Origin of the sequence: Herbiconiux ginsengi, assembly GCF_900107435.1 — a bacterium.
GTDB classification, from domain to species: Bacteria; Actinomycetota; Actinomycetes; order Actinomycetales; family Microbacteriaceae; genus Herbiconiux; species Herbiconiux ginsengi.
Window position 1 is genome coordinate 708,887 of record NZ_FNPZ01000001.1, and the last position, 20,257, is coordinate 729,143.

The window sequence follows — 20,257 nt, forward strand, 5'->3', positions numbered from 1 at the left end:
CGACTATATCCGTCGGAGGCGCATGAGCACGAGCACGAAAACGCATCCATTTCGGCAAGTTCGGTGTCCCGTGCCATCCAACCCGTCATTGGAGTGACGTACTCGCCGCTTCAGGTCTTTGCAACCCAGGGGGTGCCTGCTACTCCCCGGCCATGTTGCTGGCCGACCATCCGGAGCCCGAATAGAGCGCCCTGTGGATCGCGCATGATCGAGACTCCCGGTGGGCAGCTCGGCAACCGTACTGCCCCTAGCGATTCAGCCAGGTGCACATCGGACTGAACGTCCCGGCTGCCGAACTCGACGATCCAATTCGGATCCTCACGTGTGAGCGCGCCCCGATACACGCGAGCTCTTGCTCGTAAGGGAAGGTCGAGTTCGCGGCCACCCGCGCCTGCCTCGCGCGCTGTCCAGCCCAGGGCCCTCACGGAGAAGTCGATCGCCGACGAAGGATTCTGCGTGACCATCGTGATGCCGACAAAGGTTCCGGGGTTGTCGTCGATTTGCATCCCGCTGGGTTGACGAGGATGCCAGAAGCCGATTCTGGCACCGACCGGGTCGCGGATCATTGCGAAATCACCGAGGGGCCCCGAGCTCATCGGCTCGACGACAACCTCTCCGCCCCGTTCGACACACGCTGCGACGCTGCCCGCCAGGTCGGTTGAAAGGAGGTTCGTACTCCAGAAAGGCCGGTCGGGACGACGTGAGACGCCCAAACCGGCGACCAAGCATCCGTCCAGCGACGCGAGTCGGTAGCCGCGGGAGTCTGGGTCCGTCACCGTCCAGCCGAACAGCTTTTCGTAGAACTCACGGGTCGCTGCGGGCTTCGAGGTTTCCAGATCCACCCAGTAGACGGAACTCAGCTCGTGCAATTGATCAACTTTCCTCGATTCAGATCCCCGAGGGCCGGTCGTATGTGACCGGCCCTCGACGTCTCGCTACTCGAAATATGGCGAATTCATGTCCACCGAGGCGTCGCGCGTCACGTCGCCGTCGAACACCTTCGTCGTCGACGTGGCTCCATTCGATCGCGCTTCGTCGGCAAAGGGCCCTTGGGCGAAGGCAAGCGCGTTCTCGATGGTGTCGAATTCGTAGAAGCCGCCGATCGTCTGAGTCCCCACCCCGGACAGCCAGGTCTTTCGAATGAAGCCGGGTGCCGCCTTGATGCTGGGGTTGATCGACTTCCAATCCAGGTGCTCGAACGGCACGGAAGCGTGAACTTCTGTGTAGAGAAATGCTTTGACCATGTAACTCTCCCGACTCTCTAGTACGGGCGTACTAGACAATCTGCACCCTAGACTAGGATGGTCGTACTAGTCAAAATGAGGGAACACATGACGGATGGAACGCGACAGCGAATGATCGACGCGGCGATCCCGCTCTTGGAGCGAAAGGGACTGGCCGCCATGTCGTTCACCGACGTCCTGGCCGCGAGCGGCGCTGCCCGAGGAGGGATCTATCACCACTTTCCGGGTGGCAAGCTGCAGCTCGCGGAAGAAGCGGCACGATGGAACGGCGAGCAGATTGCGGGCTACATGCGGGCATTGACCGGCTCCAACCCACTCGAGGTGCTTGATTCATTCCTTGAGGGAATCCGGCCCGCCGTCGAGCAATCAACTCGTGGTGCCGGGTGCGCAGTGGCCGCGATCACCGTCAACGGCGCCACCGACCAGCAAGGACAGGTGGCGCTCGGTCGCGTCGCGAATGCTGCGTTTGCAAGCTGGCAGCAGGTGCTGGCAGAGAAGTTCGAAGGCGCTGGAATGGAGCCGGAAAGGTCCGCGGAGTTCGCGGCGCTCCTCGTCGTGACGCTGGAAGGTTCGCATACGCTCAGCCGGGCAGCCGGATCGCTCGAGCCATTCGAGTCCGCAGCAGCCGCCCTTCGTCGAATGCTGCACTAAGACGACGAGTCGGGCGGCACCCCCCATTCGAGGCACACAGCGAATTCTCAGAAAAATAACGTTTTGATAACTAGCGCTCCGTTACCGGACCGTTATATATTCATAGAGCGTTAGTTGTTTGCTGTGGCAGGTAACGCGGAATGTGATTGCAGGACACTCTTGGTGCAAGGGAGAGGGCCCGTCGTTAGCCTCTACGACGGGCCCTCAATCATTTAACCTGCGGCAGCGGGCACGACGGTCAGTAGTCGGCGCGGGAGTCCTTCACGATGTCGAGTTCGCTCTCGTCGGCGGCCCAGTCGCGCAAGGCCGAGTCGAGTTGACGCCGGAGCCATTCGGCGCTCAGCGCCGCGTCGGCGAGCTGCGCGAGCTGTTTCGCCCGCTCGTCCGGCGTGCCCGTCAGATCGTCTGGCGTCGAGGGGGTTTCGCTGGTCATGGGAGTCCCTTCTGGGTGGATTCGGGATCGGTTGAGTCCCGAGCGTAGGACGGAAAACCGCGCGGCACCAGGCTCTCCGCGAGCCGGTACAGTTGCGCCATGAGCACGGAGATCCTCTTTCTCGGCACCATCATCACGGTCGACGAGAGCCGCCCCCGGGCCGAAGCGCTGCTCGTGCGCGACGGCCGCATCGCGGCGGTCGGCGACGCCGCCGACGTGCGCGCCGAAGCCGCTCAGGATGCACGGGTCGTCGAGCTGGGCGAGCGGGCCCTGCTCCCGGGTTTCGTCGAGGCGCACGGGCATCCGACCGACACGGCCGTGGCGCTGAGCCGGTACATGATCGACATCCGCCCCGTCGTGCTCGCCACCGCCGACGAGGTGATGCAGGCCATCCACGCCGGCATCGCCGCCCGGCCCGACGGCGCCGTGTTCAACGGGTGGGACGGTCTGCTGCAGACCGGGCTGAGCGACCCCACCATCCAGCAGCTCGACGACTGGGGCGGCGAGACGCCCGTCGTCATCCTGCACAACTCGGGCCACGTCGTGTACTTCAACTCCGCCGCTGCCCGCCGGGCCGGCATCGATCGCGACTCCCCCGATCCGGTGGGCTCGCACTGGGAGAAGGATGCCGCGGGCGAGCTCACCGGCAAGGGATTCGAAGTGGGCACGGTGCTCGCCCTGCTCGGCGAGACGCTGGCGACCGCGCAACGCGACCTGCCGGAACTCCTCGCAACCTATCTCGGCTCGCTCAACGCGGTCGGCATCACGACCGTGAGCGACATGAGCTGGGATGCTCAGAAGCGGCCCGCACTCGACGCTGCCCTCGCAGCCGGCGGCCTCAGCGCGCGTCTGCGCCTCTACGAGATGTCGGGGCCGGGGGTCGTCGCATCCGTCCCCCTGCACAACGGCGACGAACTCGTGCGCCAGGTAGGGATCAAGACCTGGGCCGACGGGTCACCCTGGGTCGGCAACATCCTCCTCTCCTTCCCCTACCTCGACACCCCGGCCACCCGCTCGATCGGCGTGGAACCCGGATCGCACGGCTCGGCGAACTACACCCGCGAGCAACTCGACGAGGTGGTTGAGCGATACTTCCCCGACGGCTGGCAGCTCGCCTGCCACGTGCACGGCGACCTCGCAGTCGACCGCGTGCTCGACTGCTGGGAGGCCCTGCTCGAGCGGCATCCGCGCACCGACCACCGGCTGCGGATGGAGCACGTGGGCGCCATGACCCCCGCCCAGTTCGAGCGGGCAGCCGCACTCGGGGTGACCGCGAGCATCCTCATCGACCACGTGTACTACTGGGGCGAGGTGCTGGTCGACGACCTGTTCGGGCCCGATCACGGTGGCCCGTGGGCGAACGCGCGGGCCGCCCTCGACGCGGGGCTGCGGATCTCGTTCCACAACGACGGCACCGTCACGCCCGCCGAGCCGCTGCGCAACATGGCGGTGGCGATGACCCGCACCACGCGGTCGGGCCGGCATCTCGAGGGCGCTGCCGGGGTCACCCTCGACGAGGCGATCCGGGCCGAGACCATCGACGCCGCGTGGCAGCTGTTCTCCGAGCACGAAGTGGGCAGTCTCGAGGTGGGCAAGTTCGCCGACCTCGTGGTGCTCTCGGCCGATCCCTACTCGGTGACTCCGGACGACCTGCCGGGCCTCACCGTGGTCGAGACCTATCTCGCGGGCGCACGGGTGCACGGAGGCTGACCCGGCACGGCACCGTGTCAGAATGAATTCCACGAACTGAGTCGACGAGCGTCAGGAGCGGGAATGGCACCGGAAGTCTCCCCTGTCGCCGCCTGGGAATCGCTCTTCCGCGCCCAGGTGACCGTGATGCGGCAGCTCGCCAGCGAGTTCCCCACCGACATCGTGTCGCTGAACGAGTACGACGTGATGTTCAACCTCTTCATCCAGCCGCGCAAGGTGCTGCGCATCCGCGACCTCGGTGAGAAGGTGCTGCTGACGCAGCCGAGCATCAGCCGGCTGGTGGATCGCCTGGTGGCGCGCGGCATCCTGGAGAAGAACGACGACCCCACCGATGGGCGCGGCACGCTCGTCGGGCTGACGGAGCACGGAGTGCAGGTCTACCGCCAGGCGGCCGTCATCCATGCCGAGTCGATCAGCGCGCACATGACCGGACACCTCTCGCCCGACGAGCTGGACGAGCTGGCGCGACTCTGCGACAAGCTGCGCGAAGGCGTCAGCGCCAAGTAGGGCTAGGTCGCGGGCGACTTGGCCGGCCGGAACGCCTGCAGGTTCGCCAGGGCGACGCCGCCCAGCACGATCACGCCACCCACCACCTGGGCCACGGTGAAGGGCTGACCGAGCAGCAGCGTGAGCGCGGCCGTGAACACGGTGATGAGGTTGAGGAACACGCCCGCGCGGGCGGGCGGGATGACGCCGAGCGCGCGGTTCCAGAGCAGGTAGGAGAGCACCGAGGGGAACACCACGATGAACGCGAGCGCCCACCACACGCTCGGCGTCTGCGGGATCGCCGGCCCGCCGGTGAGCAGCGTGAGCGGCGCGAGCGCGACCACCGCGATCACCACCTGCAATGCCGTCGACGTGATGGGCGGGATGCGCGGACCGCGCCGGCCGAGGATCGTGTAGGCGGTCCAGGCCACGATCGCGCCCACCATGAACACGTCGCCGAGCCCGAAACCACCGTCGAAGAAGCCGTCGAGCGAGCCACGGGAGAGCACGATCAGCACGCCCAGGAGCGCCAGCAGGATGCCGATGATCGCCGTGGGCGAGAGCCGTTCGCGGAGGAACAGCACCGCCGCGACGCTGATCAGCGCCGGGTTGAAGGCGTTGATCAGCGAGGCGTTGAAGGCATCGGTGAACTGCAGGGCGGTGTAGAGCAGCAGGGTGTAGCCCACCACGCCGGTGGCGCTCAGGGCGATGAGCCACGGCCAGGCACGGATGACGTCACGCCACCGCGGGCGCTCGATGAGATGGGCGAGCACGAGCAGAGGCACGGCCGCGAAGGCCCACCGCAGGAAGACCAGGCTGAGTGGATCGAGTTCGGCGACGGCGGCCGCGCCCACCACGTAGTTGCCGGCCCAGAACAGGGTGGCGGCGAGCAGCGAGAGCGTGGCGACGATGACGGGTTTGCGGCTCATGCCACGTCCCGGCTGCTCGTCACCCGCATCCGCCCACGATACCGCCGCCGCGCCCCCCGCCAGATCCGTCGCCTTCGGCCCTTCCCACGCGATTGGGGGGCCGAAAGTGACGGATCCGGGGTGCGGTGGGGTGCGCCAGGGGCGAAACGGTGGGGGCAGGGTTGAATGAGAGCATGAGCACCGACGGCACCACCATCGTCTGGTTCCGCGGCGACCTGCGGGTGCGCGACAACCCTGCGCTCCACGCCGCCGCGGCCAGGGGCGACGCGATCGTGTGTCTGTACGTGCTCGACGACGAGAGTGCGGGCATCCGGCCGCTCGGCGCGGCGTCGCGCTGGTGGCTGCATGGCAGCCTCACCGCGCTGGCCGGCGAGTTGCGCGAGCTCGGGCTGCCGCTCACCCTCCGTCGCGGGCCCGCCGAGGCGGTCGTGCGCGCGGTCGTCGGCGAGACGGAGGCGACCGCCGTGCTCTGGAACCGCCGCTACGGCGAGGCCGAGCGTGCGGTGGACGCCGCACTCAAGTCGTCCCTGCGCGACGACGGCCTCATGGTCGAGAGCTTCCAGGCCTCGGTGCTGTTCGAACCGTGGACCGTGCTCACCGGTCAAGGCGGCTACTACAGAGTGTTCACCCCGTTCTGGCGCTCGGTGACCTCGGGGCCGCCCCCGCGACATCCGGTGCCCGCACCTGCGGTCTCCGTGGCCCGCGGCGGTGTCGCGACCGGCGCTGTCACAGAGGCGGACGCAGACGCTCCACCGCTCCGCCACCGCCGCGTCGACTCCGACGATCTCGACTCCTGGGCCCTGCACCCCACCCGCCCCGACTGGGCCGCCGGCCTGCGCGAGCGATGGGAACCCGGATCGGCCGGAGCCCACGAGCGCCTGCGCTCCTTTCTGCGCAGCGGCCTCGGCAGGTATGTCGACGAGCAGGACCTCCCCGCCGAAGACGGCACCTCGGGCCTCTCCCCGCATCTGCGCTTCGGCGAGATCAGCCCGTTCGAGGTGTGGCACGCCGTGGAGCAGCACCGGGCGCGCGTTCCCGGTGACGCGAGTGGCGCATCCGCGTTCCTCCGTCAGCTGGTGTGGCGCGAATTCGCCTACCACCTGCTGTTCCACCTGCCCTCGATCACGACGGAGAACATGCGGCCCGAGTTCGACCGCTTTCCGTGGGAAGAACCGGATGCCGCGGAACTCGAGCGGTGGCAGCAGGGGCGCACCGGCATCCCGCTCGTCGACGCGGGAATGCGGGAACTCTGGCAGACGGGCGTGATGCACAACCGGGTGCGGATGGTGGCGGCGTCGTTCCTGGTGAAGAACCTGCGCGTCGACTGGCGGGTGGGTGAGGCCTGGTTCTGGGACACGCTGGTCGACGCCGATCCCGCATCGAACGCCCTGAACTGGCAATGGGTCGCCGGGTCGGGGCCGGATGCCGCGCCCTACTTCCGGGTGTTCAACCCGGAACTGCAGGCCCGCAAGTTCGACGAGCACGGTTCCTACATCGCGCGCTACGTGCCCGAAGCGGGCACGGATGCCTACCCCGAGCCCATGGTCGACCTCGCCGAATCGCGCCGCGCTGCCCTCGACGCCTACGCCACGATCCGCTGACCCCGCCGAGCCGGCAGTTACGGTCGCTTTGGACGGTCTATTGCGACATCAAGTGACGGGTCGGTGCGGGAAGGCCATAATGGGCGGATGACTCGACGCGGACTGTTCCTGTTCGCGGCGCTGGGGATCGCCTGGGGCATCCCGTACCTCTTCATCAAGGTCGCCGTCGGAGAACTCGAACCCGCGATGGTGGTGCTGGCCCGCGCCGGGCTCGCCGCCATCCTGCTGCTGCCGCTCGCCTTCTACCGCCGCGAGGTGGGCCGCGTGCTGCGGCACTGGAAGCCTCTGCTGGCCTACACGGTCGCCGAGATCATCCTGCCGTGGTACTTCCTGAGTTCCGCCGAGCAGCGGATTCCGAGTTCCACCGCGGGGTTGCTGCTGGCGACCGTGCCGCTCGCCGGCGTCGCGGTGGCGTTCGTGCTGGGGCGGCCGGAGAAGCTCTCGCTGCTGAACTGGCTCGGGCTCGCCGCGGGCATGGCGGGTGTCGCCATCCTCGTCGGCTTCGATCTCGCGGGCTCCGACCTCATCGGCGTGGCCGAGATGGCGGTCGTGGTGGTCGGCTATGCGGTGGGTCCCGCGATCCTGGCCCGGTGGATGTCGGAGCTGCCCGGCGTGGGCGTGGTATCGCTCTCGCTCGCGATAACCGCTGTGGTCTACATCCCGTTCGTGCTCCTCACCGGCGCGTGGCCGTCGGCGTGGCCCTCAGCGTCGGTGATCGGGGCGATCGTGGTGCTGGCCGTGGTGTGCAGCGCGCTCGCCTTCATCCTCATGCTCGCGCTGGTGGGCGAGATCGGGCCGGTGAAGGCGACGACCATCACCTACGTCAATCCCGCGGTCGCGATCATCGCAGGCGCGCTGGTGCTGGGCGAACGGGTGACGGTGTGGACGATCGTCGGCTTCGCGGTGGTGCTCGCGGGCTCGTACCTGGTGACGTTGAAGCGCCGCACCCGCATGCCGATCGCGGCCGAGGGCCCCGAGGAGGCGGCGGCGACGGAGTGAGGGCTCAGTAGCCCGCGAAGGCGTCGCGGTGCAGGCCCCGCACGCCGGCGCGACGGAACTCGTGCGCCACGTGGTCGACGAAACCAGGCGGACCCGAGACATACGCCCACCGGCCGTGCAGATCGGGGATGGCGGCGGCGAGGGCCTCGGCCGAGACACGGCCCGGGCCGAGATAGTCCCAGCCCGGGGGCAGGTCGTCGGGCGCATCCGGAGCGCTCACCAGCACGCGGATGCCCGCCGCCACGAGCTCCTCGGCGTAGGCCAGCTCCTCGGGCGAGGACACCGCATACACCAGTACCACGTCGACCGGCCGGCCCACCCCGCGCGAGCGCTCGGCGAGCTGACTCACGAACGGCGTGATGCCGATGCCGCCCGCGGCGAAGACGAGCGGCACACCCGGATCGGCCGGCAGCAGGAAGTCACCCGCCACCCCGGTCGCCCGCACGGTCGCGCCGGGCTCGAGGGTGGCGAGCGTGCGCTTGAACGAGCTCGACGGCTGGGCGAGCTTCACGCCGACGCTCAGCCGCGAGCCGTCGTCGGCCGCCGAGGTGATGCTGAACATCCGTCGCGAGCCGCGGCTGTCCACGCCGCGGTGCGGCAGCGTCAGTTCGAGGTATTGACCCGGGCGGAAGCGCACCGGTTGCAGCGGCTCGAAGTCGAAGGCCGCACTCGTGGGCGTGAGGTCGCGGCTGCCGAGGAAACGCATCCGGATGCCCCGCCGCTGTCCGAAGGCGAAGGCCACGACGTTGCCCACCACGAGCGCGATCTCGGGTGAGGAGTAGACCGGCCCGAACTGGTAGGGAATCGAGAACACCACCGCCACGATCGCGGCGACGAGCAGTTGCTGCCGGCGTCGCGGGGGCAGGGTCAACGGCTCACTCAGCATGAATCCGGCCAGGAAGACGATCGGGAACGACCCCAGGGCGAGCGAGAGCGAATCGAGCACGGGCTGGCCGAGCACGACGAGCCGCACGGTGACGATCGCGGTGGCGATGACCACGAAGGTGAGCCCCATCGCGAGCTTGCGGGTGCGGTAGAGCACGATCAGGGCACCCACGGCGACGAACGGGAGCAGCACCGGGTTCGCCACCCACCACCCGGAGAGGTTGAGCGTGGTGACGGTCATCACGACCGCGGCGGCGGCGACCGGGTTGAGGATGTGCCGGCCCCGGATGGCGAGCAGGTATTTCGACGCGGAGGCCACGACACCGCTCAGGGCGAGCAGGACGAGGCCCGCCGGGGCATCGGTCGGGAGGAACACCATGAAGACCAGGAGGCCCGTGATCACGGAGGACTCGAGGTGCGCGCGTGTGCGGAAGAGCAGCGCGAAGATCCAGCCCGAGAACCCGGTGGCCACGAGCGCGACCGCGAGACTCAGCACGAGCTGGAGCGGGGTGTAGAAGAGCTGCCCGAGAGCGCTCGCGATGAGCGCGACGAGGGCGATCGCGCCGAGCACGACGATCATCAGCCGATACATCGTCACGCGGCCGAGCAGGGTGTCGAGACGGGATTTCATGTGAACAGTTCCCCTTGGAAATCGCGCGAGCGCTCGGCGCGTCCGTCGGCGTAGAGACGCACATAGCTGAAATGGAATGTTTCGGCGAGGCGGTGCGCGCCGGTGAAGAAGAGAGCGGTTGCGAGGCCGTCGGCGAGGGCGGTGTCGGCCGCCACCACCCAGGTGGCCACCACCTCCCGCGCCGGGTTGCCGGTGCGCCCGTCGAGTATGTGGTGCACCCCGTCTCCCCACGCCCGCCGATTGCTGGCCGACGCGCAGAGCGAGGCGTTCTGCACCTCGGCGACGCCGATCGCCTGGCCGGCGACGAGCGGATGCTCGAGGCCCACGCGGATCGGCGCCAGGCCGGCCTGCACGAGGTCGCCACTGGCATCCACGACGTACCGATCGATGCCGGAGGCACGCAACAGGCCCGCGACGAGGTCGACCAGGTAGCCCTTGCCGGCCGCACCGACGTCGATGACGACGGGGCGTCGGGTGATGACGACCCGGCCATCGCGCACGACGTCGGCGTTCCAGGAGGGGCGGGTCGCGGCATCCGTCGAGCCGAGGGAGGCGGACGGCCGCAGGCGGTACTCGCGGTCGTAGCCGAGCAACTCGAGATCACGGCCCACCAGCGGGTCGACCGCGCCGTCGGTGGCGGCAGCCAACCGGTCGTACAGGTCGAAGAGGGCTGGTGCGTCATCCGGGAACTCGTGGCGACCCGGCCGCTCGGCCACGGCGGTGACGAGCGAGTCGGCGCGGAACCGCGAGTAGACCGCGTCGAACGTCTCGACGCGCTCGACCACGGCCTGACGAACGGCTGCAGGCAGCGGCTCAGGGGTCTCGATCTGCCAGTGCGTGCCGATGGCCTCGAAGTCGAACGTGGCGTGCGCGGGGGCGCCGGGATGTGTCACCGCGGATGCCGCAGGTGCGCCGGCCGCTCCGGCTGCCTCGGTCATGCTGACCACGGCCCTAGGAGGCGTCGGCCTTGATGGCCTCGATCGCCTCGTTGAAGCCGCCGCTGGTGAGGCTCGAGCCGGCCACGCGCGAGACGTCGATCTCGTCGATGTCCTTGCCCACGACCACTGCGGCGATGCCGTCGGCGAACTGGGTCTGGTACTGGATGGCCGTGGGGTTGGTGGCCTCGGGGGTCACGGTGACGGCCGTGATGACGTCGCCGGCGAGGGTGACCGAGACGTCGACCTCTTCCTTGCCGTTCGGCGAGATGTAGTTGCCCTTGGCGTCGTAGGTGCCGTCGGTGTACGTCGAGCTCCCCGACGACGCGCCCGCCTCCGCGGTGGCGGAGCCGCCGGCCGACGAGGTGGCCGACGGGGTGGAGGTGGCGGACGTGCTCGGCGCGACCGTCTCGGCATCGGCCGGCGACGCGTTCGTGTCGGTGGCGCATCCGGCCAGAGCGACGGTGAGAGAGACACCGCTCATCGTGGCGAGTGCGAGCTTCTTCTGGCGGATGTTCATGCGATCTCCCTGTCGTATGGCGGTTCGTCAGCGACGGTGGCGACTGATTCGAACGTATCGATCGAGGCTGGCAGGCCTCTTTGAGCCTTCAATGCGTTCTCTTTGAGGTGGCGGCTCCCGAGGGCGCCCGTCGGCCTCATCTATGACTCAACGGATGCGCGACCGGTTTCGTTCAATCCGTTATTCGGACTTCTGCCGGCGCAATCGCCGGAGGGTGCTGATGGTGCGCTGCTCCGGCAGGCTCCACCCGAAGCGCACCGCCAGCACGCGGATGAGTGTCGTCACGATCACGCAGCCGATGCCCGCCACGGTGATGTTCGCGCCGGTCGCCACCGCCACCACGAGGAAGACGGCTCCGGCCGCGGCGGCGACGGCGTAGAGCGATCCGACGTGCATCACGCCGATCGGCATGCCGAGCAGGATGTCGCGCAGCATGCCTCCGCCCACCGCCGCCGCGATACCGACGAAGACGGCCGGAACCACCGGCAAGCCGACCGAGAGCGCCTTGCTCGCGCCGATGGCGCAGAAGAGCCCGAGGCTCACCGCGTCGAGGATGGTGATGGCGACGTTCAGCCGCGAGAACAACCGCTCGAGCAGCATCCCGAGGAGCGCGGCGACGATGGCGACCGGGATGTACCAATTCGACTCGAGCGCGGCCGGCACCTGGTTGAGCAGCAGGTCGCGGATGACACCACCGCCGAATCCGGTGACCACGCCGATGAGCCCGACGCCGAGCAGATCGAGGCGTTTGTCTTTGAACTGGGCCGCGAACATCGCGCCCTGCACGCTGCCGAGAGCGGTGGCGCCGAGATCGAGCCACAGGGGTATCTCGAACTGTTCGGCGACCATCCCCCAGTCATATCACGCCTGCTGAGACCGGCTGGCGCAGTCCTCTGCGGCGAGGGCGGCCGGCGCGCCGCCCCCGCCCTCGAGACCGGCTAGCGGATGTCGCCCTCCTGGTCGAGCACCAGCTCGGCGGCGCCACAGCCCTCGGCGGCGACCCTCACCACGATCTCGCCGGGGCCCGTGGAACGCACGGCCGCGAGCGCGCGGCCGTCGAAGGTCGGATGCGTGTCGGTCGCGTAGCTCTGATCGGGCGCGGGATTCGCGCTGCCGAGAGCCTGCAGCACCGCGGGGCCTGTCAGCGACACCGTGACCGGCCGATCGGCGGCGGTGAAGAGCGTGCCGTCGGCATCCGTCAGTTCGATCTCGACGAAGGCGAGAGCGGAGGAGCGATCGACCGACAGTCGCAATCCGGCGGGTTCCGCCGCCGTCAGCAGGGTGAAGCGTTCCGCCGGCGCTCCAGAGCGCAGCGCCACCGCCGTCAACTCGCCGGCCGCGTACGGCACCGCGAACTCGGCCCGGAAGCGGTGCTCCGGCCCGGCCGGCGCGCGCCCGACCGACTGCCCGTCGAGCAGCAGCTCCACCTCGTCGGCGTCGCTGTAGACCTCCACCGTGAGCGTTCGGCCCTCGGCGCCGGGCCAGGTCCAGCTGCCGATGCTGTCGCTCCAGGTCCACGGCCCGGCGTAGAGTGTCTCGCCCTCGGGCCGCGGCCGCACGACCGCGATGTACGGTTCCGAACGCCGGCCGAACACGATCTCGCGATAATACGAGGCGGGGCGTCGGAAGCCGACCAGGTCGACGTCTCCGCACCACGCGGCGATCCACGGATACGGCGCCGAGAGCGACGGCGTCGGCTCGGCGTCGGAGAGGCACTGCGCTCGCCCGAGGCCCGCCTCGCCGAGATAGTCCCACCCGGTCCAGGTGAAGTCGCCGATCACGTGACCGTTCTGCTGCACCAGCGCCCAGTTGTCGTCGATGCGGGTGGGGAAGGTCTCGGTGCCGAGGATGACGCGGTTCGGGAAGAGCTCGCGATCCATCACGTAGCGGCTGTCGAGGTAGTTCATACCGGCCACGTCGAGCAGCGCGAACGACTCGGCGGTGCGCCCGGTCACGAGTTCCGACGCACCGATGGCGTTCATGAACTCGCCCGGGCCGGCCATCAGGGTGTTGATGCCCGCAGTGTCGTCACCGGCGGAGCCGGCCGACTCCGGGCCGGCCGATTCCGCACCGGCCGACGACGCCATCACCTTCACCTCGTCGAGCACCGCGAGCATCCCGTTCACCGCGTTCGTCACGAATCGAGTGGGGTCCAGCGACCGCACCTTCTCGGCCAGCTGCCGGCCCACCACGCCGCCCGCCGTCGACCCCGTCTCGGGGATCTCGTTGCCGATCGAGTACATGACAACACTCGGGTGGTTGAAGTCCTTCGCCACCATCGACTCCACGTCGCGTTCCCACCAGTCGGCGAAGTGCAGCGCGTAGTCGAACTCCGACTTACCCGACGTCCACACGTCAAAGGTCTCGTCGAGCACGTACATCCCGAGCCGGTCGCAGGCATCGAGCAGCGCGGGGCTCGCCGGATTGTGCGACGAGCGGATGGCGTTGAACCCGGCGTCCTTGAGGATGCGCACCCGCCTCTCCTCGGCCGCGGGGAAGGTGGCAGCACCGAGGATGCCGTTGTCGTGGTGCACGCACGCGCCGCGCAGCTTCACCGTCTCGCCGTTCACCCGCAGCCCGTTCACCGCATCCAGTTGCAGACGACGGATGCCGAACGGCGACGACGCCCGATCGAGCGTCTCGTCTTTCCCGGCCGCCGACACCACGAGCGTCGCCTCGTACAGAACGGGTGTCTCGGCGTTCCACAGTGCCGGGTCGGCCACCCGGAGCCGCTGCCGGCTCACCGCGCTCGCGCCTGCCGGCACCGTGACGGGGGCCGTTCCCCGGGCGACCTCGTGGCCTGACGGATCGGTCAGTACCGCATCCACGTCGACCGTGCGCGCCCGGGCACCACTGTTGCGCAGCGTCGTCGCCACCTCCACCACTGCGGCATCGTGCTCGACGTCGGGGGTCGAGATCCGCAGACCGTCGGCGGCGACGTGCACCATGCCACCAGCGAGCAGCCAGACGTCGCGGTAGATGCCGGCCCCCGTGTACCACCGCGAGTCGCGGTGCGTACGGCATTCGACGACGATCTCGTTCGCCCCGGGCTGCAGGAACGGCGTCGCGTCGACCGTGAACGAGGAGTACCCGAACGGCCGCTGGCCCGCGAAGCCGCCGTTGATCGTCACCACGGCATCGCGCATCACTCCTTCGAACGCGATCTCGACGTGCGCATCGTCACCCGCCTCCGGTGGCAGCTCGAACGTCTTGCGGTACTGGTAGGCGCCGCTCGGAAAGTAAGCGGTCGCCCCCTCCCCCTGAGGGTCGCGCTGCCGGCCGATCTGGGCGTCGTGCGGCAGCGTCACATCCTGATAGGGCGCCGACTGCCCGCCGATCTCGGCGAACGGATTGACCTTCTCGCGGAACTGCCAGCCGTCGGTGAACAACGTGCGCTTCATCGGATCTCCTTCGTGTGTGTTTCGTGGTGCGAGCCCCCGAGGGCGAGGGCGAAGCGGATGCGGTCGAGCACCCCGAGCGTGCGGATGCTCGACGCGAGCGGGTGCAGCGGATGCTCGAGCCACCCGTCGAGCACCGCGTCGCTGACGGCCCGGAGCATGGGCAGGTAGCCGAAGCCCTGCCGCTCGCGCTCGGTGCGCCGCGGCGACCGCCCGAGCGCGTCGGCGAGCCCGCCCGAGCGCGTCTCGAACGAGGTCGCCGCCCAGAACGGCGCGGCGATCGTGAGCCAGCCCGCCGTTCCGCTGATCGTGGCGGTGGGCTCGAGATATTCGACCATCGAGGCGCCGAGTTGGGCGAAGCGGTCGGCCGCGTACTCGAACGTCACGTGCTCGGCGAGGTCGACGCCGTCGGCGCGCATGCGCCCCCGCGCCTGCACCGAGTCGGGCACGCCCAGCACGTCGAGCGCCAGGGTGACGGGATAGACGCCCTGGTCGAGCAGGGTGCTGCTGGACCGCTCGGCGCTCCACCGTTCGGAATCGGGCGGGCCGAACGGGAGCCCGAAAGATGCGCGCACGCTGCGCACCTCGCCGATCACCCCGGCCCGCAGCTCGGCGAGGGCGGCCTGGTAGAGCGGGCTGAAGCGCATCCACATCGCTTCCATCGCGAACCGACCGGCGACCGCCGCGGCCTCCGCGATGCGGCGCGCCTCGGCGGCGTCGACAGCGATCGGCTTCTCCACCAGCACGTGCTTGCCGGCCTCCAGAGCCCGAATCGCCAGGCTCGCGTGCAGCGCGTGAGGTGTCGCGAGGTAGACGATGTCGATGCCGGGGTCGGCGAGCATCCGGTCGACGTCGTCGAACACGCGCTCGAAGCCGTGACTCTCGGCGAACGCCGCCCCGCGCTCGGCGGAGCGGGAGTGCACGGCGACCCGTCGGACACCGTGCACCAGGGCGAGATCGGCGGCGACGTGGCCGGACACCGTGCCGGTGCCGACCACCGCCCAGCCCAGGTCGGAGAGCAGCCCTCAGCCCTCCACCCGTGCGGCGGGCGTCGCATCCGTCTCGCTCGCCGCCCGGCGTGCGGCCAGGTCGCGCTGGATGGTCGAGAGGTTCTTGTCGATGTTGAGGAAGAAGATGATCACACCCATCAGCACCGCCACGATGAGAGGCAGCCAGAGGAAGAGGAAGACCTCCATGTTCACGGCTGACGCGGGCTGCGAGGCGGCCTGCCCGTCGTAGTTCGCGGCCGCCAGCAGCCAGCCCACCAGGGCGACCCCCAGGCCGGCGCCGAAGTTCTGGCCCGCTGTCGCCGCGGCGTAGGTCATACCGTCGAGGCGCACTCCGCTCTTCCACTCCCCGTAGTCGACGACGTCGGCCACCAGGGCGAAGAGGGCGGCAGCGGCCGGAATGCCGCCCATGGCGCGTACCAGGCCACCGGTCAGCACGAGTGTGAAGTTCGACGGGTCGATCAGCGAGATCAGCACACCGGCGATGATGATCACCACGCCGATGAGGATGAGCCGCCGCTTGCCGAACCGCCCGATCAGCGCCGGCATGAACCACATGCCGACGAGCAGCGGCGCGATCGAGATGAGACCGAGGAAGCTGTAGAGATTCGCCTCGCCGAGCACGTCGGAGGCGAAGTAGATGCCCACGCCCGCGGTGCCGGTGAGCAGATAGTTCAGCAGGAAGAAACCGAAGACGAGAAAGAAGTAGGGGTTCTTCACCAGGATGCGCACCGTCTTGCCGAAAGGCAGCTTGTCGCCGTCGGCCACCCGGATGCTGGTCTTCACGCGCTCCTTCGTTCCGAAGAAGACGATCAGGAAGGTGATGGCCGCGATGGCACCGTAGACGATCGAGATCAGCGTCCAGCCCTGTTGCCCGCCACCGGCCGAGGTGATGATCGGGATCGTGATGAACTGCACCACGAGCGTCGTGAACAGCGCGAAGAACGTGCGGATGACGGTGAGCGAGACGCGCATGCGACTGTTGCTCGTGATCACCGAGAGCAACGTGTGGTACGCCAGGTTCGAGCCGACGAAGCCCACGCCGAGGCAGAGGAAGTACATGATGAAGGCGTAGATCTCCTTGCCCGTCTCGTTCAGGCCCGAGGGCACGTTGAACAGCAGAACGAAGGAGATCACCACCACAGGAGTGCTGAAGAGAATCCACGGGCGGGCCTTGCCCCAGCGCGTGGAGGTGCGGTCGATGAACGAGCCGAGCACGAGATCCATCGTGCCGTCGAGCACACGGCCGAACAGCAGCAGGGTTCCGGCGATCGCCGCGCCGATGCCCACGGTGTCGGTGAAGTAGAAGAGCAGGAACGCCGAGATCGGCGCGAAAACGAGGTTGCCGCCGATGTCGCCCACGCCGTAGGCGAGGCGTTCGCGCACCTTCAGCTTCTGGCCGCTGCCGGTGCCGGGCTTGTTGCCCGGGGCGGTCACGGCCTCGCCGACCGCGGCGGCCGCGAAGGAGGCGGTCGCCGAATCCTCGGTGCTGAGGGCGACCGCTGCCCTCGTCTGTTCCGCGGCGGTGCGGGCGGAATCTTTCGCCATCGTGTGACTCCCTTGTCATGGGTCTGCTGTCACGTGTCAGTAACACGTGACAGCTACGGTAGAGCGGATGCTGTCGCGTGTCAACACGACTGTGCCAGACTGGATGCGTGACCACCGAGATCCAGCCGTCCCCCCGCCGCGCGACGAGCGCCGACGTGGCCCGGAAGGCTGGATTCTCGCGCTCGACGGTCAGCCAGATCCTCAACGGGGAAGACGCCCGTTTTCCCGCCGCGACGCGCGACAAAGTGATGGCCGCCGCCGCCGCGCTCGACTACCGCCCCTCCCGCGCCGGCCGCGCTCTGGTCACGGGGCTCAGCGACATCGTCGTGGTCGTGGTGCCGAACGCCACCTACGGGCCGCATCTGCAAGACTCGGTCGATCGCGTCACGAACGCCTCGGCCACGGCCGGGATGAGCGTGGTCGTGCGCTTCGCGGCACCCGATGACGAGGGGACCCTGCTGTCGATGCTCGACCTTCGCCCCGCCGCGGTCGTCGACATGGGTGTGTTCACGCAAGCACAGCGCGCCCGGCTCACCGCCGCCGGCACGAGAGTCGTGCCGAACCGCACGCCACTGAACCCGGGCGAGGACCTCGACCCGGTCGACATCCTGATCGGCCGGCTGCAAGTGGCCGAACTCCTCCGCACGGGCGTGCGCCGACTGGTCTACGCGGCACTCGAAGACGGACGGCTCGACCCCTTCGGGCCGCCGCGGTTCGAGGGGATCACGCGGGAGGCATCCGCTCGAGGGCTGCCGACGCCCCTCTCGGTGCGCGTGCCGCTCGAAGCGCGCGGCGCCCTCGCCGTGCTGGAGCCCCTCGTCGTCGACGACTCGCCCCTCGGGGTCTGCTGCTACAACGACGACGTCGCGATTGCTCTCCTGTCGGCAGCCCGCACGATCGGTCTGGCCGTGCCGCAGCAGCTCGCCCTCGTGGGCGTCGACCGCACCGACGTGGGGCAGCTCATCTCGCCCCGGCTCAGCACGGTCTCCATCGACCAGCCGGCGCTGATGGACACGATGATGCGCGAACTCGCCGAGCCCCGTGGGGGCCGTGGCGAGCCCGCGCCGTCGCTGCTCCAGGCCGACCTGGCCGCGCTGGTGCAGGTCGTGCGCGGCGAGACGAGTTAGCAGCGCGGCTCATCCGCACGTATTCGCGGAATACGACGAGAAGACAACGCCGAAACGTGCGGATGAGTGCGGCGGCGCGGGTTCAGGCTGGGCCCGCGACACCGACGAGGGTGCCCTCGGGATCGGTGAACTGGCCGACCACGAGCATGCCGTTCGGGTTCGCCGCCGGGCCCAGAACGCGGGTGCCGCCGAGGCGCTCGGCCTCCCGGAGGGCGGCCTCGACGTCGGGCACTCCCACGTAGAAGAGCGCGTGCGGCGCCCGGCCCGGCCCGCCGCCGACGCCACCGGGGATGCCCGTCGGCCGCGGCGTATCCGTGTCGTCGCCCGCCTCTCCGCCGTCGTCGTCGCTGCTCGCGACCGGGGCGGTGGGCGGGTCGATGAAACCGTACTGCCCCGCATCGGAGATCTCGGGCGCCACGGGCGACGCGGTGTCGAACCGCCAGCCGAACAGCGCGCCGTAGAACTCGCGCAGGGCCGGCGCATCCGCACCGATGATCTCGAAGTGCACGACCGGATTCGTCTCGCCGTTCATGCCCGCGACACTACGCGAACGCGCGTCTCAGCGGAACGACAGCACCTCGGGCCCCCAGGCCTCGCGGATCTCGGCGTCGGGGTCGTCGACCACGGCGTCGTCGCGATCGATGATGAGCGTTCGCCGCTCGCCCTCATCGTAGCGGGGCCACTCCGGGGCCGACTCGACGTCGGGTGCCCAGCCGTTGGCGAAGGCCAGCCAGCGCGCCTGCATCCGCTTCGACACCCGCAGCGCCTCAGGGCGGCCGCCCAGCCCGAACACGATCTCCTTGCCGCGCGGCGCGAACGAGCCGAACACGTAGGCGAGCTCGGCGGCGTGCGTGGCTCCGATGCCCGTCACCCGCAGCAGAGGCGTGGCGTGGTCGAAGCGGTACATCCAGGTGGGGGCGAATCGGCTGTGCGCCTCGGCGAGCCAGATCGACGGCATTCGGAACCCCGCATCGCGCGAGACCTCGGCGGGGGTGCGGCGACGGGGGTAGGCCGGGTACGCGCCCGTGATGCGCGCGCCCGCACCCTCGAATTCGGGGCGGTCGGCGGCGATCTCGACGAACATCCGTTCCACCGACGCCGTGGTGATCGGCAGCAGCGGCGAGCGCATCAGCTTGAAGAACGACGACTCGTCGTGGTTCGTGCCGATGATGAGCGGGATGCGCGGGGCGCGGCCCTCGCTGAAGACGGCGAGCGGCGCATCCGGCAGCACGTCGTCGCCGTGCACCGGGGCCATCGCGAGCGTTCCGGGCACCCCACCCGAGACCTCATGGACGAGCTCGGCGCCCGCCTCGACCAGGTCGAGCGGATCGAGGTCGCGCAGTCGCTGCGCGTGCTCGGGTTCGATGCCCACGATCTCGAGAAATCGGCGGGCGACGGATGCCGCGCGCGGCTGTCCGTAGACCGAGGTGACCGGTGCGCTCTGGGCGATGGCCCGATGGAACAGCCCGGTCGCGAGCGGCGAGGCCATCAGCGCGATGACGGATGCGCCACCCGCCGACTCGCCGAACAGGGTCACGTTGCCGGGGTCGCCGCCGAACGCTGCGATGTTCTCGCGCACCCACTCGAGGGCGAAGATCTGGTCGCGCAGCCCCACGTTGGAGTCGAAGCCGTGGCCGAAGCTCGAGCCGCCGGCCGAGGCCGAGAGGTTCGAGAAGTCGACGAAGCCGAGCACGCCGAGGCGGTAGTTCACGGTCACCACCACGACGTCGCCGTTCTCGGCGAGGTGCCGGGCGTCGTAATAGCGCTGCCCGGTGGAGCCCTGGAAGTAGCCGCCGCCGTGAATCCAGACCATCACGGGCTTGCCGCCGCCGTCGCGAGCAGACCCCGGCCGCGCGCCCCGGGGCGCCCAGACGTTGAGGCTCAGGCAGTCTTCGCTGATCGGGATGCTCGGATCGACCTCCATCGACCGCAGCACCTTCTGCGGCGCCATCGGCCCGTAGCGCGTGGCATCGCGGAGTTCGTGCCAGGGTGGGGGCGCGATCGGCCGCCGGAAACGCCGGTCACCCACGGGCGCCGCCGCGAACGGGATGCCCTTCCAGCTGAGCACGCCGCCCTCGCGGCGGCCGCGCACCGCTCCGACCGCCGTCTGCCGGATCAGCGACTCCTGCCCCACGAGCGTCATACGCCAGATG

19 protein-coding genes are annotated in these 20,257 nt (G+C 69.3%); 6 read left to right on the top strand and 13 right to left on the bottom strand.

Translation table 11 applies throughout. From position 1 onward, the window contains the following. Positions 1 to 110: 110 nt before the first annotated feature. The gene (locus BLW00_RS03435; RefSeq protein WP_139256606.1) at positions 111 to 842 is read right to left on the bottom strand and encodes a VOC family protein; all 732 of its coding nucleotides are present in this window, start codon (positions 840 to 842) and stop codon (positions 111 to 113) included. A 93-nt stretch (positions 843 to 935) separates the two neighbouring features. Next, complete coding sequence (locus tag BLW00_RS03440; RefSeq protein ID WP_092549198.1) at positions 936 to 1,244, bottom strand: YdhR family protein; 309 nt, start codon at positions 1,242 to 1,244, stop codon at positions 936 to 938. Positions 1,245 to 1,331: 87 nt separating this feature from the next. On the opposite strand from BLW00_RS03440, the gene BLW00_RS03445 reads away from it, so the two are divergent. Continuing rightward, positions 1,332 to 1,895 (top strand): TetR/AcrR family transcriptional regulator, encoded by a 564-nt coding sequence (locus BLW00_RS03445; RefSeq protein ID WP_092551906.1) that lies wholly within the window; start codon positions 1,332 to 1,334, stop codon positions 1,893 to 1,895. A gap of 238 nt (positions 1,896 to 2,133) precedes the next feature. On the opposite strand, the gene BLW00_RS03450 is transcribed toward BLW00_RS03445, so the two are convergent. Further along, on the bottom strand, positions 2,134 to 2,328 hold the full coding sequence (locus BLW00_RS03450; protein WP_092549201.1) for a hypothetical protein: 195 nt from the start codon (positions 2,326 to 2,328) through the stop codon (positions 2,134 to 2,136). 99 nt (positions 2,329 to 2,427) lie between these two features. Here BLW00_RS03450 and BLW00_RS03455 point away from each other — a divergent pair, with 99 nt between their 5' ends. Both BLW00_RS03455 and BLW00_RS03460 read left to right on the top strand, forming a co-directional pair. After that, on the top strand, positions 2,428 to 4,038 hold the full coding sequence (locus BLW00_RS03455) for an amidohydrolase (protein WP_092549204.1): 1,611 nt from the start codon (positions 2,428 to 2,430) through the stop codon (positions 4,036 to 4,038). Between the two features lie 63 nt (positions 4,039 to 4,101). Then, positions 4,102 to 4,545: a MarR family winged helix-turn-helix transcriptional regulator gene (locus tag BLW00_RS03460; RefSeq protein WP_092549207.1), complete on the top strand. Its 444-nt coding sequence runs from the start codon at positions 4,102 to 4,104 to the stop codon at positions 4,543 to 4,545. A 2-nt stretch (positions 4,546 to 4,547) separates the two neighbouring features. Here the strand turns inward: BLW00_RS03460 and BLW00_RS03465 are convergent, their stop codons facing one another. Next, positions 4,548 to 5,453: a DMT family transporter gene (locus BLW00_RS03465; RefSeq protein WP_092549210.1), complete on the bottom strand. Its 906-nt coding sequence runs from the start codon at positions 5,451 to 5,453 to the stop codon at positions 4,548 to 4,550. Between the two features lie 173 nt (positions 5,454 to 5,626). Between BLW00_RS03465 and BLW00_RS03470 the strand changes: the two genes are divergently transcribed. Together BLW00_RS03470 and BLW00_RS03475 are read left to right on the top strand one after the other, a co-directional pair. Continuing rightward, complete coding sequence (locus BLW00_RS03470; protein ID WP_092549213.1) at positions 5,627 to 7,054, top strand: cryptochrome/photolyase family protein; 1,428 nt, start codon at positions 5,627 to 5,629, stop codon at positions 7,052 to 7,054. Between the two features lie 87 nt (positions 7,055 to 7,141). Beyond that, positions 7,142 to 8,053, top strand: a complete 912-nt coding sequence (locus BLW00_RS03475) for a DMT family transporter (RefSeq protein WP_092549216.1) — start codon at positions 7,142 to 7,144, stop codon at positions 8,051 to 8,053. A gap of 4 nt (positions 8,054 to 8,057) precedes the next feature. Here BLW00_RS03475 and BLW00_RS03480 read toward each other — a convergent pair whose 3' ends face one another. The 7 genes from BLW00_RS03480 to BLW00_RS03510 form a co-directional block, all read right to left on the bottom strand. Further along, the gene (locus BLW00_RS03480; RefSeq protein ID WP_092549219.1) at positions 8,058 to 9,569 is read right to left on the bottom strand and encodes an FAD-dependent oxidoreductase; all 1,512 of its coding nucleotides are present in this window, start codon (positions 9,567 to 9,569) and stop codon (positions 8,058 to 8,060) included. Beyond that, positions 9,566 to 10,507, bottom strand: coding sequence for an FAD:protein FMN transferase (locus BLW00_RS03485; RefSeq protein WP_092549222.1), 942 nt, complete (start codon positions 10,505 to 10,507; stop codon positions 9,566 to 9,568). The genes BLW00_RS03480 and BLW00_RS03485 overlap by 4 nt, the downstream gene beginning before the upstream one ends. Positions 10,508 to 10,520: 13 nt before the next feature. Then, positions 10,521 to 11,024 carry a hypothetical protein gene (locus BLW00_RS03490; protein ID WP_092549225.1) on the bottom strand — a complete coding sequence of 168 codons (504 nt, stop codon included), beginning with the start codon at positions 11,022 to 11,024 and terminating at the stop codon, positions 10,521 to 10,523. Between the two features lie 180 nt (positions 11,025 to 11,204). After that, complete coding sequence (locus tag BLW00_RS03495) at positions 11,205 to 11,873, bottom strand: trimeric intracellular cation channel family protein (RefSeq protein ID WP_092549228.1); 669 nt, start codon at positions 11,871 to 11,873, stop codon at positions 11,205 to 11,207. Between the two features lie 89 nt (positions 11,874 to 11,962). Further along, positions 11,963 to 14,425, bottom strand: a complete 2,463-nt coding sequence (locus BLW00_RS03500) for a glycoside hydrolase family 2 TIM barrel-domain containing protein (RefSeq protein WP_092549231.1) — start codon at positions 14,423 to 14,425, stop codon at positions 11,963 to 11,965. Further along, positions 14,422 to 15,420: a Gfo/Idh/MocA family protein gene (locus BLW00_RS03505; protein ID WP_175494112.1), complete on the bottom strand. Its 999-nt coding sequence runs from the start codon at positions 15,418 to 15,420 to the stop codon at positions 14,422 to 14,424. The genes BLW00_RS03500 and BLW00_RS03505 overlap by 4 nt, the downstream gene beginning before the upstream one ends. 27 nt (positions 15,421 to 15,447) lie before the next feature. Next, on the bottom strand, positions 15,448 to 16,977 hold the full coding sequence (locus tag BLW00_RS03510; RefSeq protein ID WP_092549237.1) for an MFS transporter: 1,530 nt from the start codon (positions 16,975 to 16,977) through the stop codon (positions 15,448 to 15,450). A 107-nt stretch (positions 16,978 to 17,084) separates the two neighbouring features. Between BLW00_RS03510 and BLW00_RS03515 the strand changes: the two genes are divergently transcribed. Then, entirely contained in the window at positions 17,085 to 18,104 is a 1,020-nt protein-coding gene (locus BLW00_RS03515; RefSeq protein WP_175494113.1) for a LacI family DNA-binding transcriptional regulator, read from the top strand. A gap of 82 nt (positions 18,105 to 18,186) precedes the next feature. Here the strand turns inward: BLW00_RS03515 and BLW00_RS03520 are convergent, their stop codons facing one another. Beyond that, complete coding sequence (locus BLW00_RS03520) at positions 18,187 to 18,636, bottom strand: VOC family protein (RefSeq protein WP_092549243.1); 450 nt, start codon at positions 18,634 to 18,636, stop codon at positions 18,187 to 18,189. Between the two features lie 27 nt (positions 18,637 to 18,663). Continuing rightward, positions 18,664 to 20,247 (bottom strand): carboxylesterase/lipase family protein, encoded by a 1,584-nt coding sequence (locus BLW00_RS03525; protein WP_092549246.1) that lies wholly within the window; start codon positions 20,245 to 20,247, stop codon positions 18,664 to 18,666. Positions 20,248 to 20,257 lie beyond the last annotated feature (10 nt).

Excerpts from the sequence above, each read along its gene's own strand:
- BLW00_RS03525 (WP_092549246.1), bottom strand. The coding sequence starts at position 20,247 with ATGACGCTCGTGGGGCAGGAGTCGCTGATCCGGCAGACGGCGGTCGGA.
- BLW00_RS03450 (WP_092549201.1), bottom strand. The coding sequence starts at position 2,328 with ATGACCAGCGAAACCCCCTCGACGCCAGACGATCTGACGGGCACGCCG.
- BLW00_RS03485 (WP_092549222.1), bottom strand. The coding sequence starts at position 10,507 with ATGACCGAGGCAGCCGGAGCGGCCGGCGCACCTGCGGCATCCGCGGTG.
- BLW00_RS03490 (WP_092549225.1), bottom strand. The coding sequence starts at position 11,024 with ATGAACATCCGCCAGAAGAAGCTCGCACTCGCCACGATGAGCGGTGTC.
- BLW00_RS03470 (WP_092549213.1), top strand. The coding sequence starts at position 5,627 with ATGAGCACCGACGGCACCACCATCGTCTGGTTCCGCGGCGACCTGCGG.
- BLW00_RS03445 (WP_092551906.1), top strand. The coding sequence starts at position 1,332 with ATGACGGATGGAACGCGACAGCGAATGATCGACGCGGCGATCCCGCTC.
- BLW00_RS03475 (WP_092549216.1), top strand. The coding sequence starts at position 7,142 with ATGACTCGACGCGGACTGTTCCTGTTCGCGGCGCTGGGGATCGCCTGG.
- BLW00_RS03465 (WP_092549210.1), bottom strand. The coding sequence starts at position 5,453 with ATGAGCCGCAAACCCGTCATCGTCGCCACGCTCTCGCTGCTCGCCGCC.
- BLW00_RS03500 (WP_092549231.1), bottom strand. The coding sequence starts at position 14,425 with ATGAAGCGCACGTTGTTCACCGACGGCTGGCAGTTCCGCGAGAAGGTC.
- BLW00_RS03495 (WP_092549228.1), bottom strand. The coding sequence starts at position 11,873 with ATGGTCGCCGAACAGTTCGAGATACCCCTGTGGCTCGATCTCGGCGCC.
- BLW00_RS03510 (WP_092549237.1), bottom strand. The coding sequence starts at position 16,977 with ATGGCGAAAGATTCCGCCCGCACCGCCGCGGAACAGACGAGGGCAGCG.
- BLW00_RS03480 (WP_092549219.1), bottom strand. The coding sequence starts at position 9,569 with ATGAAATCCCGTCTCGACACCCTGCTCGGCCGCGTGACGATGTATCGG.
- BLW00_RS03440 (WP_092549198.1), bottom strand. The coding sequence starts at position 1,244 with ATGGTCAAAGCATTTCTCTACACAGAAGTTCACGCTTCCGTGCCGTTC.
- BLW00_RS03455 (WP_092549204.1), top strand. The coding sequence starts at position 2,428 with ATGAGCACGGAGATCCTCTTTCTCGGCACCATCATCACGGTCGACGAG.
- BLW00_RS03520 (WP_092549243.1), bottom strand. The coding sequence starts at position 18,636 with ATGAACGGCGAGACGAATCCGGTCGTGCACTTCGAGATCATCGGTGCG.
- BLW00_RS03460 (WP_092549207.1), top strand. The coding sequence starts at position 4,102 with ATGGCACCGGAAGTCTCCCCTGTCGCCGCCTGGGAATCGCTCTTCCGC.